Consider the following 13640-nt stretch of genomic DNA (forward strand, 5'->3'; position numbering starts at 1 on the left):
AGGTGCGCAACATATTGAGTCAGCATAGTTATGTGTGTTAGCCCGGACGGACCGAAAATATCCCTTTGATAGGGAGGGTTTATCGTGATGTCCGTTGCCCATAAGATCGCCTTCGCTCCGGCGGAGACCCGGCGCGCCCTGGTCTATGCCGCCTTGTCGCGGAGCCAGGGGGCGATCGCCAAGAACATGGATGTGGATTCGGTCGAGACATCGATCGACCGTCTCAAACGGGTGCTGTTTCCCTGGATGGTGCTGGATTTCCGCGCCGAGCCGACCAAGACCAAGGCACTGTGCATCTTCAAGATGTTTCTCGGCGACCGTGACGATGACAGCGCCGCCTACGCAAAGCTCGCCAGCGAGATGAAGACGGTCGAGCAGAACTCCAAGCTCGCGAAGAGCATGAGCTGGTTCAAGCGCGTCAAGACTTCGAAGTCCCGCACAGTCGACAGCAACATCTTCGACGACATGTTCCTTCTTCATCTGGAAAGCGACCCCAGGAACACGCTGAGATACCAGATGAATCAGGAACTGTTCGCACAGATTCTCCGCACCTCGCCGACGCTCAGCCAGAGCAAGGAACTGCTGGCCGCCGTCCGCAAGCTCCGCCAGACCTGCAAGGATGCCGGCTTCAACCTGAAGAATCTCGGGCTGGGCGACAGCTTCACCTGATCCGCTTCGCCGCGGAACACGTCGGCCTCGGCGGGCCGCCGTTCAGGCCCCGTCGGCCCCCACCCCATCCGCAAGGATCCGCACCGGCACGCCCTTCGCCGCCGGCGTCTTCGACGCCTCGTCGTGATACCACAGCGGAATCAGCGGGTTCATCTCCGGATAATAGGCCCCGACGCAGCCGCGCGGCAGGTGGAAGGGCGTGACCGTCAGGCCGCCGACCCGGCGGTCCACATCGTCGCCGGCATCGCTCGCCAGCGCGACCACCTGACCCTCGCTCAAGCCCGCCGCGGCGATGTCCAGCGGGTTCATCAGCAGCACGTCGCGGGTGCCCTCGATCCCGCGCAGGCGGTCGGAATAGCCGTAGATCGTCGTGTTGAACTGGTCGTTCGACCGCAACGTCATCAGCCGCCAGCGGCCCGGCGCATCCTCGAAGCCGATGGCGCGCAGGCGGCCCGGCGGGGTGAAGTGGGCCTTGCCGGACTCCGTCTTCCAGATCCGCTCGCGCGCCGGGTTGCCGCGGTAGAAGCCGCCGGGGGTGAAGACCCGTTCGTTGAAGCGGTGGAACTGGTCAGGATAGGTCTCCTCGATCAGCGCGCGGATGCGGCGGTAATCGGCCACCCACGCGTCCCACGTCACCTTCGGGTTGGGCGGCAGGGTAGCCTTCGCCATGCCGGCGACGATCGCGACCTCCGACTTCAGGTGCGGGCTGGCCGGCGTGTTGTTGCCGAGCGAGCCATGGATGCAGCTGAGGCTGTCCTCCATCGTCACCGCCTGCGCACCGCTCTCCTGCACATCCTCTTCCGACCGGCCGAGGCAGGGCAGCAGATAGGCGACCTCGCCGTTGATCAGGTGGCTGCGGTTCAGCTTGGTGGCGATCTGCACGGTCAGGCGCATGCGCGTCCAGGCCGCCTCCATCCGCTCGCGCTCGGGGATCGCGCGGACGAAGTTGCCGCCGAGGCCGATGAAGGCCTTCACCTCGCCCGACAGGATCTTCTCGCAGGCCTTGACGGTGGTCAGCCCCTCCTTGCGCGGCGGCTCGAAGCCGAACAGTTCGGCCAGCCGGTCGAGCGGCACCAGCTCCGGCTTTTCGGAAATGCCGACGGTGCGCTGCCCCTGGACGTTCGAATGCCCGCGCACGGGGGAGATGCCGGCGCCGTCGCGGCCGATGTTGCCCTTCAGCAGCCACAGGTTCACCAGTGCCGCCAGCGTCTCCGACCCGTGTACCTGCTGGGTCAGGCCCATGCCGTACATGGCGATGGAGCGGTCGGCCTCGACATAGATGTCGGCGGCCTGCTTCAGGTCGGCGCGGGTCAGGCCGGATTCCTCTTCGATCTCCTCCCAGCCGATGGCGGTCACCCGCGCCTTCATCTCCTCGAAGCCGACGGTGTGCTGGGCGATGAAGTCGGGGTCGAGGACATGCTTGCCCTCCTTCTGTCGCTCCTCCTCCGCCGCCAGCACATGCTTGATCAGGCCGGTGATCGCCGCGATGTCGCCGCCGGCCTTCACCTGGAAATACAAAGTGGAGATCTGCGTTTCCTTGCCGGTCAGCATCTCCAGCGGGCTTTGCGGGTTGCGGAAGCTCTCCAGCCCCTTTTCCCGCACGGGGTTGAAGGTGACGATCTTCGCCCCGCGCTTTACCGCGTCCTGCAACGGGTGGAGCAGGCGGGGGCTGTTCGACCCGGTGTTCTGGCCGAAGAAGAAGATGGCGTTGCAGCTGTCGAAATCGTCCAGCACACAGGTGCCGACCGGCGAGCCGATGACCTTCTTCAGCCCGACCGAGGTCGTCTCGTGGCACATGTTGGAACTGTCAGGCAGATTGTTGTGCCCATAAAGCCGCGCGAACAGCGCATAGAGATAGGAGGTCTCCAGGCTGGCGCGGCCCGACGAATAGAACACCGCCTGCTCCGGGGCGATGGCGCGCAGCTCCGCCCCGATGGCGGCGAAGGCCTCGTCCCAGCCGCAGGGCACATAGCGGTCGCTGGCCCGGTCATAGCGCATGGGGTGAGTCAGCCGCCCCTGCTGTTCCAGGTCGTAATCCTTCCAACCCTTCAACTCGGTAACCGTGTGCTCCGCGAAGAAATCGGGCGTGCAGCGCCGGCTGGTCAGTTCCCAGATCGTCGCCTTGGCGCCATTCTCGCAGAACTCGAAGGTGTGGGGCTTGGCCGGCTTGGCCCAGGCGCAGGACACGCACATGAAGCCGCCGGGCTTGTTCTGCCGGCGCAGCGTGTCGAGCACGGCGGGGGTCGGCCGTTCCTCCCCCATGATGCGGGCCATCGACCCGACCGATCCCCAGCCGCCAGCCGGGCCGTCGTAATGCGGGGTGTCCTTGTCGTCCGACAATCCGTCGATGCTCATGGGATCGGTCTTTCTCTGCGATTCGGTCATGACTTTCAGGGGGCTGGCTGCACTGGCTTCAAGTCCAACTCCTCAGACACGATCCGGTTCCGGCCCGTCGGAATTTCGGCTCCGCCCGTCTTCCGCATGGGTGCGCAGCGCCGCCCGTAGGGCTTTTCCCATCGCCTCACACCAAACTGAATAGGAGTCCGAATAACTGACTTCGGCAAAGATTTGCGGGATGCGCAGTGTTTTTGCCGCTGCGGCGCAAACGGCATCCAAATACCGGAATCGCTTCTCTGAAGTCATATGACCGAAATGATCTGGCACCTCGACAGTTAGCATTTCATGGGAAATGCTGGTGTCCTGACCCAACATCATGCACCGTGGACAGCTGGTCTTGAATTGGACTGCATCGCCATGTCTGATGTACAGGGATTCCGTGGTTCCAAAGCCAAGCCGTTGATAATCCAACCGATATGGGACCGACTGGACCAAGCGGTCATCGTCACCGACCGGGTGCTTGCCGCGCCGGGGCCGGTCATCCGCTATGTCAACCGGGCCTTCACCCGCCTCACCGGCTATCGGGCGGATGAGGTGATCGGCCGATCGCCCCGCATGCTGCAATGCGCGCGCACCGACAAGGCGGTGTCCGCCGCCATCAAACGCGACCTGCAGAACGGCGAGGTTACCCGCGGTACCCTGGTCAACCGGCGCAAGGACGGCAGCGACTATCTGTGCTCACTGGTCATCGCGCCGCTGATCAGCCCCAGCGGCGAGCCGGAGCACTTCATCTGCGTGGCGGAAGACCTGAAGGAAAAACGCTCGGCATCTGAGGTCCAGCACCTGTCCGCCGAACTGGAGCAGGCGCAGACGCAGATCGAGGATCTGGAGCAGCGCCACAGCGGCGCGAACGAGATGGTCGCGCGCCAGCGCAACCATCTGCGGATGGTCACTGGACGATACCGGGATACGATGTCTCAATTGGATGCGGTGCAGGAAAGGCTCTCGCTGCGGGAAAACGCTCAGGACCACCTGAACCGGGAGTTCGACCGCTCCGACAGCGATCTGAACGCCTCGCTGGAAGAGCTGCGCGCCATGGATGAGAAGCTGCGCCTCTCTCTGGAGCGCATCGAGGAAGCCAACCTGCAACTCGCCCGCTCCAACGAGGAACTGCAGCGTCTGCGGGCCGCCGATGCCGACAAGCTCCAGCTTCTCGCCACGGCCAGCCATGACCTGCGCCAGCCGGTGATGTCCATGGGGCTGTTCCTGGATGTGCTGCGCCATCGGCTGGGTGATGCCGAGCGGCCGATCCTGGGTGGGATTCTGGCTGCGCATCTGTCGATCCGCACCCTGCTGGAGGGCATGCTCGACACCGCGCGTCTCGAGGCTGGGGCACTGGATCCGAACATCGGACCGGTGCCGATGTGCGACATGCTGGACGTCATCAAAGGCGAGTTCACCATCCAGGTGGAAATGCGCGGCATCCGATTCCGCGTCGTCTCCAGCACTGCGGTGGTGTACAGCGATGCGCAGCTTCTGGAGCGCATCCTGCGCAATCTTCTCGCCAACGCGCTGAAATACACCGCGTCCGGGTCGATCCTGCTGGGCTGCCGCCGCTGCCACGACTTGGAGGGCCGCCCCTGCTTGCGCATCGAGGTGTGGGACGCCGGTCCCGGCATCGACGAGAAGTGCCAGAGCATCATCTTCGAGGAGTTCCGGCAGTTGGACAACCGCGACCGCGATCAGAGGCGCGGTGTCGGCCTCGGCCTCGCCATCGTGGCGCGGCTGGCCCGTCAACTCGGGCACGGGATTGCGCTGCGGTCGTCGCCGGGACGGGGGTCCGTCTTCTCGGTCCTGGTCCCGCTTGGCCTGAAGACCGACGGCGGCCGCTACAAGACCGGGGGGAAACGCCGGGGATGAGGCGCCGCCAAGTGCACAGGCGCGGAATTGCGGCCTTGCCACTTCCGGTTTGCTGGCTGCTCATCCCCATGCACCGGAAAGACCGCCGGATGGGAAGGTTCTTCCGGGTTGCCGCTTGGAACTAAGGTTGCAGTCACCCCCCGGAGATCCGGCGGGTAACGGCACTTTCGACCTATGAAAGGGAACAAACGTGGATCATCATGTGCAGCACGCCCAAGACTCCTCGGAGCGGGACATGGTATCCGACCGCCGGACGCCGTCCGACGATCCGCTCAAGTTCCTGGTTGTCGACGATCACGCGCTGGTTCGTTATGGCCTGTCGCTGGCCTTGCGGCAGCGCTACGAGCATGCAGCGGTCGTCGAGGCGGGTTCGCTGGCCGAGGCCGTGCGCAAGGTACGCTCCGAACCGGACCTCACCGCGATCCTCTACGACCTGCAGATGAGCGACAGCGACGAGCACAGCGGCCTGACCGACATGCTGGAGGCGGCTGGCGATGTACCGCTGATCGTCGTCTCAGGGGTGAGCGACGGCGACGTCATCGCGTCCTGCATCCGTGCCGGCGCCCGTGGCTTCGTCCACAAGGGCTGCGAGGGCGGGGTGCTCGATCAGGCGCTGCCCATCGTGCTGGCGGGCGGAATCTTCGCACCGGCACCACCGACGCCGCCCGATGGCAGGCCGGTCCGCATCGCGCTGGCTTCCGCCGCCGCTTCGGTGCGCAACGAAAGCGACGCGGTCAACGGCCTGACCGAGCGCCAGCGCGAGGTACTGCGGCTCCTGCTGGAAGGCCAGTCGAACAAGGAGATCGCCCGCGCGCTTGGCGTGCTGGAGGGCACCATCAAGGTGCATCTGCGCACGGTGATGCAGCGGCTGGGCGTGCGCAACCGCACGCAGCTGGCGCTGGCCACCGTGAAGGCCGGGATCACGCTGTCGTCCTGAGCGGTCCTATTGCGGCGTCGGGCCGATGCCGCGCTGCTGGGCGGCATCCAGCAGGCTGACCAGTTCGCCCGACACCCACCAGCGGCAGCGGCGGCGTTCCTCGGTCGCGACGGTGACGACGCGCTCGATCAGCCTGCTTTCGGCGGTGTTCAGTTCGCGGCCGTCGCGCAGCGCCCGCTCGGCGATGGCCAGCAGCGTCTTGTCGATGGCCGTCACCTCGATGGGATAGCCGGTCTCTTCGGCCAGCTCGCACAGCTCGGCCATGGCGGACAGCGCATCCTCCCGGCCATAGGCGCCGATCTGTCGGAACAGGCCGGCCAGATGCTCGCCGATCGCCGTCAGCCAGGGGTTGGTCGAGGCGGCGATGCCGCGGCGGCGAAGCCGGTGGTTGAAGCCGTTGATGAAGCGCACCGGGTCGATCAGCGGCCGGGCCGAGCTGCTGGCGTTCAGCGTCAGCAGGCGGTGGCTCAGCACCGGCACCACCTCTCCCTCGACCAGCCCGGTCACCCGGCCGACGGCGGCGGACACCGCTGCCCAGTTGCGCCCGCCGCGCTCGACGCCGAAGCCCTGCAGCGCATCGTACCAGCGGAAGGCGCGCTCCTGCAGCCGGTCCACCGTCTCGCCGGCGGTCAGTTGCGGCGGGGCAGGGCGGCCGAGATGCAGGTCCTCCAGCTTCTGGCGCAGGCACTGCCAGGCGAACTGCACATGCCCGACCGCCGCCTCGACCAGAGCCGGGTTGGGCGACAGGCCATGGAGCGCCAGCGCCTGATCGGGATCGCGCGATCCGTTCAGCAGGGCCAGGGCGTACTGCATCGCGCCCTCCGCACCGCCACCCGTGGCGGCGCCGCGCTCCGCCATCTCCGACACCATGTGCAGGATGCCGATGGTGTCGCGCGGACGGACGGCGCCTTTCCACAGCGGGGCATGATCCAGCATGGCGTCCAGCATCGCCAGATCGCTGAACGACAGCGGCGCCACCCCGGTCAGCCCGCGCTTGCGCAGCAGGGTGATCCGCTCGGCGTTGGCGGTCGCCAGCAGCGGTCCGGCCGCGCCGCGCCGGCGCAGGACCTCCAGCGAACGGACGCGAAGCTCCTCCGCCCATTCCGCGGCGGCGGGGGAGGCGAGGACGGCGTCGAGCGGATGTTCGCTGGCACGGTCGGCGATGTCGGCCTGGACCCGCCCGGCAAGGTCACGCAGATGCGGCAGCAGGGCGAACCACCAAGCGCTGGCGTCGACCACATGCATGCAGCCGGGCGGCCGGCTTTCCGCCAGCATCAGCGCATCGGTGCGCAGCATCACCGGGTCGAACCAGCCGGTCCAGATGCGCCGGGCATGTTCTGTGCGCGGGCCGTTCAGCATGGCGACGATCAGACGGCCGACCTCCACCGTCATCTGGTCGTCTTCCAGATGGCCCGCCTGCACCAGTTCGAACAGCTTGGACTTCTGCGCCCGGTCCAGCGGGGCCAGGATCGCCTTGACCTTGTCGAGGCTGACGGCTGCCGGATCCGGTTCCACCGCGTGAAGCGGCACGGTCTGAAGGGAGGCGCTGCGGTTGGGGCGGCCGGCCATGGCGTTCACGGGCGCTGCTGAGTCGCGGCAATTTTAGGTACTAGCACCAATGATTGCTACTGGTATGTCGTGACATATTCTGTCGAGCTGTGTCGGGGCTGTACCACGCTCGCGGTTTGCCGCTTTTCGCCACCGGCCAGCGACACATGAAACGAGATGTATCAAATGCAGCCTAAATTTATTTCATTTAAACGCTAAATCGCATCTTCACACCCGCCGGTCGCAGACCCATTATTCGCAAAGGCCCCGCGTCCAGCATCAAGGCGCCCCGATGATTCCCCAGAAGCTCGCCGATACGAACCCCAGGTTGTTCCCCGTCATGACAAAAGTCGACACCCGGAAGGCCGAACAGGTGGTTGACGATTTCGTCGCCCGCCTGGACGTGGCGGGCCTGCCCGATGGCGAGCGCGCCGAGGTCTACGAGGCGGCGCTGAAGCGTCTGATGGGCCACCTGATCGAGCACGAAGGCTGGCTGGCCGAGGAATTCACCGCCGCCGCCCTCTCGCTCGGCGCCTACTGACCGCTCGCGCTTTCCATCGGCCGCCCGTCCTACCCAGGACCGGCGGCCTTTTTTGTTTCCAGGGGGAGGGGCCCTGCATCTCCCTCTCCCGCCCCGGGAGAGGGTCGGGGTGAGGGGGATGCACCGCGTGACTATTCCAAAAATCCTCGCCGCGCCTCCCCCTCACCCTAACCCTCCCCCCGGGGGGGAGAGGGGACTTCTCACCGTTCGTTGAAGCTGTCGGACAGGGCGAAGTAGATCGGTTTCAGCAGATATTCCAGCAGCGACCGCTCGCCGGTGGGCATCTCCACCTGGGTGGTCATGCCGGGCAGAACCGGGTGCTGGACGTCGTCGCGGCCGACATGGTTGCGGCTGAGCGCCACGACCGCCTTGTAGTAGGGGCGTTTCTGCTCGTCCAGGAAGGTGGAGGCGGAGATGCGCTGCAGCGTGCCGGTGATGGCGCCGTAGCGGGCGAAGTCGTAGGTCAGCACCTTCACCGTCGCCTCCTGCCCGACCTGGAGATGGCCGACGTCGCGCGGGGTGACATGCGCCTCCACCGTCATCTCGTGGTCGACCGGGACGATCTGCATCAGGACGCCGCCTTCCGGCACCACGGCGCCGATGGTGTTGATCCGCAGATCCTGCACCAGCCCGCGCACCGGCGACGGCACGGTCAGCCGCTCGGCGCGGTCGTCCAGCTTGGCGCGGGCCTCGCGTAGCTGGGCGATCTCGGCGGTGACGGTGCCCATCTCGGTCACGGCGTCCTGCGACAGCTTGGCCGACTGGTCGAGGATGCGGTTGCCGGCCTCGGTGATCGCCTGCCGGGTGGCGATGATCTGGCCCTCGATCCGCCGCTGCTCGCCCATCAGGCGCGACTGCTCGCGCTGGGTTTCCAGCGATTGCAGCTTCGACGACAGGCCCATGGATTCCAGCCTGTTGCGGATGTCGACCGATCCGGTGATGAAGGTGATCTGGTCCTTGATGTTGGCGAGCTGCCCTTCGTACAGAGCCAGCTCGGCCTCGCGCTGCGACACCTGGGCCTGCAGCACGGCGATGGCGGTATCGCGGGCCTTGCGCTGGGTATCGTAGATCAGGCGCTGGTCGGCGACCTGCGCCTCCATCTGGGCCTTCGCCTGCGGCGTGTCGGGACCGGCGGCGCGGGTGAAGTCCGGCTCCCGCCCGGCGGCGAAGGCGCGCAGCCGCTCCGCCCGCAGCTCCAGCGTCAGCAGGCGGGCGTTCATCTGCTCGCGCTCGGCCTGGACCTGCTTGGGGTCGAAGACGATCAGCGGCTGGCCGGCCTCGACCAGATCGCCCTCCTTGACCAGGATGGCCGACACGATGCCGCCTTCCAGATGCTGGACGACCTGGGAGTTGCCGGACGGCACCACCTGTCCGGCGGTGACGACGGCCTCCTTGACCGGCATCAGCGTGGCCCAGGTCAGCAATGCTGCCAGCAGCAGGACCAGCACGACGATGGTCGCACGGACCAGCGACAGCGTCGCATCGTCGGCGCTGAGCGATTTGCCGGTGGGGCGGGCGAGGTCTGAAGCGGCCATCTGCGGTTCACACTGAATTCGAAGAGAAAGGAGCGAAACGGGTCAGCGTTGCGGCGTGGCGGCGACGCCGGGCGGGCGTTGCAGCCCGATCCCGCCCAGCAGCGCCCCGGCGATGCCGTTGGCGACGCTGCTGCCTCCACCACCACCCGGACCAACCGGCCGGGGACCGGGCAGGCCGCCGGCCGGGTTGGCGGGGGCGATCATGCCGGCGTCCATGGTCAGCACCGTGTCGGCCAGCGTCAGGTGGCTCGGCCGGTGGGTGACCAGGAAGATGGTGCTGTGGCCGCGCAACGCGGCCAGCGCCGCGTGCAGGGCCTTGTCGCCCTCGAAATCCAACCGGCTGGCCGGTTCGTCCAGCAGCAGGATGCGCGGCCGGCGGATATAGGCGCGGGCCAGGCAGATCTTCTGCGTCAGGCTGGGTGACAGGCGCAGCGACTGGTTGTCGCCGATGCGGGTGTCCAGCCCGCGCGGCAGCGCCTCCACCTCGTCCAGCGCGCCGGCCAGCGACAGTGCCCAGCGCAGCTCGGCCTCGTCGGCGGTCTGGTCGGCGAAGCGCAGGTTCTGGGCGATGGTGCCGTAGAACAGCGAGCTGGCCTGCGGCACATAGCCGACCGACTTGCGCAGGTCGATCGGGTCCATCTGGCGGATGTCGACGCCGTCGATCCGCACATTGCCGGCCTGCGGCGCATAGAGCCCCAGCATCACCTTCAGCAGCGACGACTTGCCGGCGCCGTCCGAACCGACGATGGCGACGATCTGCCCCGGCTTGACGGTGAAGGTCACGCCGACCAGCGCCGGGTCGGCATCGTTGCGATAGCGCAGCGACACGCGGGAGAAGGACACTTCGCCCTTCAGCTTGCGCGGCTGCAGGGTGGCGCAGCGCGGCTCGCGTTCCGGCCGGATGCTCATCAGGCCGTTGATCTGGCGGGCATTGGCGCGCAGCTGCTCGATGCGCGGCAACATGGAGACGGCGGTCTGCAGCGGCACCATCACCCGCCACAGCAGCATCATCGACGCCATCAGCGCACCCGGCGTCATGGTGCCGGCGAAGACCTGCAGGGCGCCGACGCCGACGGTGGCCAATCCTGCGACCGGCACCACCAGCCCGGCCAGCGCCGCGTGGGTCGCCGACAGGTTGGCGGCGGTGTGGCCCGACCGGGCGGTGCGGGCCGACAGCCGGTCATAGCGGTCGCGCCAATGGGCCAGCCCGCCGATGGCGCGCAGCGCCGGCATCTTGGCGACCATCTCGACGAAGAATTCCTGCCGCTCGGTGTCGGCACGCGCGGTGGTGCCGGTGCGGGCGCGCACCAGCGGGTGGACGGCGGCCCCGATGGCGGCGGTCACCAGCACGGCGCCCAGCGGCACCAGCGCCAACGGCCCGCCCAGCAACGCCATCACCCCGAGATAGAACAGGGCGAAGGGCACGTCGAACAGGGCCGCGACCTGCCCCTGGCTGATGAAGTCGCGGATCGATTCCAGATCCTTCACCCGGGCGATCTGCGTGCCGATGGCGGCGCGCTCGCTCAGCCCCACCGGCAGCATCAGGATGCGCTCGATGGTGGCGTTGCTGATGCTGCGGGCGATGCGCGACCCGGCATGGGCCAGCGCCCGGCCGCGGATCTGGCGCAGCGCGAAGTCGCCGGCGATCACCAGGAACGCGCCGACGGCGATGGTCGCCAGCGTGTCGAAGGACCCGGTGCCGATGACCTTGTCGTAGATCGCCATGGTGAAGAGCGGTGCGGCGACGGACAGCAGGTTGATGACCGCGCTCAGCCCCAGCACCGCCCACAGCAGCGGCAGATAGGCATGGATGACCGTGCCGACCCAGTTCTGGTTGCCGGTGCCGGCCGCCGCCTCCAGCGGGGTGAAGACATAGGCGGTGCCCTTGCCGAAATTCAGCAACACTGTCTCGCGCGAACGGCCGCTGAAGGCGGTGACGCCGTCGGCGTCGGCTGACAGCAGGGTGTAGATGCCGCCGTCGCGGGCCTGGAACAGGCAGGGCAGCAGCGACGGCTCCGGCCGGCCGAGATCGAAGCGCAGGCTGCGCCCCTCGAAATGCAGGCGCTGGAGCACGTCGCACAGCTCCTCCACCGTCTGCACCTCGGAGAAGTGGGGCAGGGCCTCCGCCAGTGTCTGCGGCGCGCCGCGCCAGCCCAGCGCGTCCAGCAGCGGGACCATGCAGGCGCCGACCGCCGAGGCTTCGGCCAGCCGGCGGCGCAGGATGTCGCCATCGTCATGGGCGGCGCGGATCGGCTCCGCACCGGTCTTGGCCTCCGCCTCGGCCGCCGGGGCGGCGGTGGCGGCGACCAGGGCCGGCTGCCCGCCGACGCTCCCGGTCTCCGGGTTGCGGGTGACGGCATGGCCGTCGACGATCTGCACCACCCTGTCGGCCAGCGACAGCAGCGACGGACGGCTGGTGACCAGCAGGATGGTGACGCTGCCGCGCAGCTCGTCCAGCGCACGGCGGAACGCCTTGTCGGACTCGACGTCGAGGGACGAGTTCGGCTCGTCCAGCAGCAGCACCGCCGGCTCGCGCACCAGCGCGCGGGCGAGGCAGATCAGCTGGCGGGCGCCGCGCGGCAGCGCCTCCTGCGAGGCGTCGCCGACGATGGTCTCATAGCCCTGCGGCAGGCTGGCGATGCGGCGGTCGAGGCCCAGGCGGCGGCAGACCTCCATCGCCAGATCGGCCCGGCCGGGGTCGAACAGGGTCAGGTTCTGCAGGATGGTGCCTTTGAACAGTTCCGGATGCTCGCCGACATAGACGACGCCGCCGATGCCGGTCATGGCGTCGGCCTCCGTCAGGGCGCGCACGCCGACCCGCACCTCGCCCGAACTTGGCCGCAGCACGCCCAGGATCAGGCGCAGCAGCGTGGTCTTGCCCGAACTGTTGGTCGCCACCACACCCAGGAACTCGCCCGGCCCGACGCTCAGCGACAGGCCGCTCAGGATCTCCGGCCCGCGGTCGTAGGCGAAGCGGACCTTGTCCATCTCGATGGAGCCGGGAGCCAGCGCCATGCCGACCGCGCCTCCGGCCTTGCCGTCTGCTTGCGGCTGCGCTGCGGCACCGTCAACTCCGACTTCCAGCAGGACATGGCCGATGCGGCGCAGGGCCAGCGACACCGACTGGTAGCGGACCCAGCGGTCGAACAAAGCCTGCACCGGCTGCACGCAGCGTCCGGCCAGCATCGAGCAGGCCGTCAGCACACCGGTGGTCATCGTGCCGTCGATCACCGACACGCTGCCCAGGATCACCACCAGCATCATCGTCGCCTGCGCCAGCGTGGCGGCGGCGACGGAGGCCGAACCGCTGAGCCGCGCGACGGCGAAATCCTCCTCGCTGCAGCCCTGCTGCAGGCGTTCGTGACGGCGCAGCAGCCCGGCCTCGGCGCCCAGCCCCTTCACGGTATGGACGCCGGCCAGCACCTCGCTGATGAAGTTCAGGCGCCGTTCCTCCAGCGTGTGGCGGCTTTCCAGCGCCCGGCGCATCCGCCGGCCCAGCACGGCGCCGACGATCAGGAACAGCGCCAGCACCGCCACCGGGATCACCGCCAGCCAGCCGGCCAGCAGGGCGATCAGCCCCAGGTAGAGAACGGCGAAAGGGATGTCGATGGCCGACTGCAGCGCCTGGCCCGAATAGAACTCCCGCACCATCTTGATGGCGCGATAGACCTCGAAATGGGTGCCGATCCCTTGCTGGGAAAAGGCGTTCAGCGGCATGTGCATCAGCCGGTCGATCAGCGCCGCGCTCGACCGATGCTCGATCCGGGCGCCCATCCAGGTGGTCAGCGCCGAGCGCGCGACGCGCAGGATCGCCTCCATCACCGCCGCCGCCCCGCAGCCGATGCCGAGCAGAAGCATGGTGCCGTAGGACTCGTTCGGCAGGATGCGGTCGTAGACGTGCAGTAGCGTGACCGGCAGTGCCAGCGCGAAGATGTTCAGCGCGAAGGACGCCAGCACCAGCATCGCCCGGTCGCGGCGCGGTCCCAGCATGCCCGACAGCAGGCGCCGGGCCGCCTTTTCGGCCGCCCGGTCGCTGCCGGAAGACGCATTTGCCGCTACGGTGCGCGATGCGGAGCGGATGGTGGACGGGGCTGCGGACTGCAAGACGACCAACTTGTTCACGGAGTTAACCGGGCGCTAATCAACACCACAA

At 67.7% G+C, this 13640-nt stretch carries 9 protein-coding genes; 4 read left to right on the forward strand and 5 right to left on the reverse strand.

Going from position 1 to position 13640, the window contains the following annotated elements; all coding sequences use genetic code 11:
* The first annotated feature begins 87 nt into the window (after nt 1–87).
* Nucleotides 88–669 carry a hypothetical protein gene (locus ACCD06_RS05380; protein ID WP_413339319.1) on the forward strand — a complete coding sequence of 194 codons (582 nt, stop codon included), beginning with the start codon at nt 88–90 and terminating at the stop codon, nt 667–669.
* A gap of 42 nt (nt 670–711) precedes the next feature.
* Here ACCD06_RS05380 and ACCD06_RS05385 read toward each other — a convergent pair whose 3' ends face one another.
* The gene (locus tag ACCD06_RS05385; protein WP_413339320.1) at nt 712–3024 is read right to left on the reverse strand and encodes an FdhF/YdeP family oxidoreductase; all 2313 of its coding nucleotides are present in this window, start codon (nt 3022–3024) and stop codon (nt 712–714) included.
* Nucleotides 3025–3096: 72 nt separating this feature from the next.
* Nucleotides 3097–3384: a hypothetical protein gene (locus ACCD06_RS05390; protein WP_413339322.1), complete on the reverse strand. Its 288-nt coding sequence runs from the start codon at nt 3382–3384 to the stop codon at nt 3097–3099.
* Nucleotides 3385–3423: 39 nt separating this feature from the next.
* On the opposite strand from ACCD06_RS05390, the gene ACCD06_RS05395 reads away from it, so the two are divergent.
* Complete coding sequence (locus ACCD06_RS05395; RefSeq protein ID WP_413339324.1) at nt 3424–4926, forward strand: PAS domain-containing sensor histidine kinase; 1503 nt, start codon at nt 3424–3426, stop codon at nt 4924–4926.
* Between the two features lie 235 nt (nt 4927–5161).
* The gene (locus ACCD06_RS05400; RefSeq protein ID WP_413339326.1) at nt 5162–5863 is read left to right on the forward strand and encodes a LuxR C-terminal-related transcriptional regulator; all 702 of its coding nucleotides are present in this window, start codon (nt 5162–5164) and stop codon (nt 5861–5863) included.
* Nucleotides 5864–5869: 6 nt separating this feature from the next.
* On the opposite strand, the gene ACCD06_RS05405 is transcribed toward ACCD06_RS05400, so the two are convergent.
* On the reverse strand, nt 5870–7432 hold the full coding sequence (locus ACCD06_RS05405; protein WP_413339420.1) for a hypothetical protein: 1563 nt from the start codon (nt 7430–7432) through the stop codon (nt 5870–5872).
* 319 nt (nt 7433–7751) lie between these two features.
* Here ACCD06_RS05405 and ACCD06_RS05410 point away from each other — a divergent pair, with 319 nt between their 5' ends.
* On the forward strand, nt 7752–7952 hold the full coding sequence (locus ACCD06_RS05410) for a hypothetical protein (protein WP_413339328.1): 201 nt from the start codon (nt 7752–7754) through the stop codon (nt 7950–7952).
* A gap of 200 nt (nt 7953–8152) precedes the next feature.
* Here ACCD06_RS05410 and ACCD06_RS05415 read toward each other — a convergent pair whose 3' ends face one another.
* Together ACCD06_RS05415 and ACCD06_RS05420 are read right to left on the reverse strand one after the other, a co-directional pair.
* A complete protein-coding gene (locus tag ACCD06_RS05415; RefSeq protein WP_413339330.1) occupies nt 8153–9487 on the reverse strand; it encodes an HlyD family type I secretion periplasmic adaptor subunit in 1335 nt (444 codons plus the stop codon).
* 42 nt (nt 9488–9529) lie between these two features.
* Entirely contained in the window at nt 9530–13609 is a 4080-nt protein-coding gene (locus ACCD06_RS05420; protein ID WP_413339332.1) for a peptidase domain-containing ABC transporter, read from the reverse strand.
* Nucleotides 13610–13640 lie beyond the last annotated feature (31 nt).

Source organism: Azospirillum sp. CT11-132 (assembly GCF_047302835.1).
Taxonomy (GTDB): domain Bacteria; phylum Pseudomonadota; class Alphaproteobacteria; order Azospirillales; family Azospirillaceae; genus Azospirillum.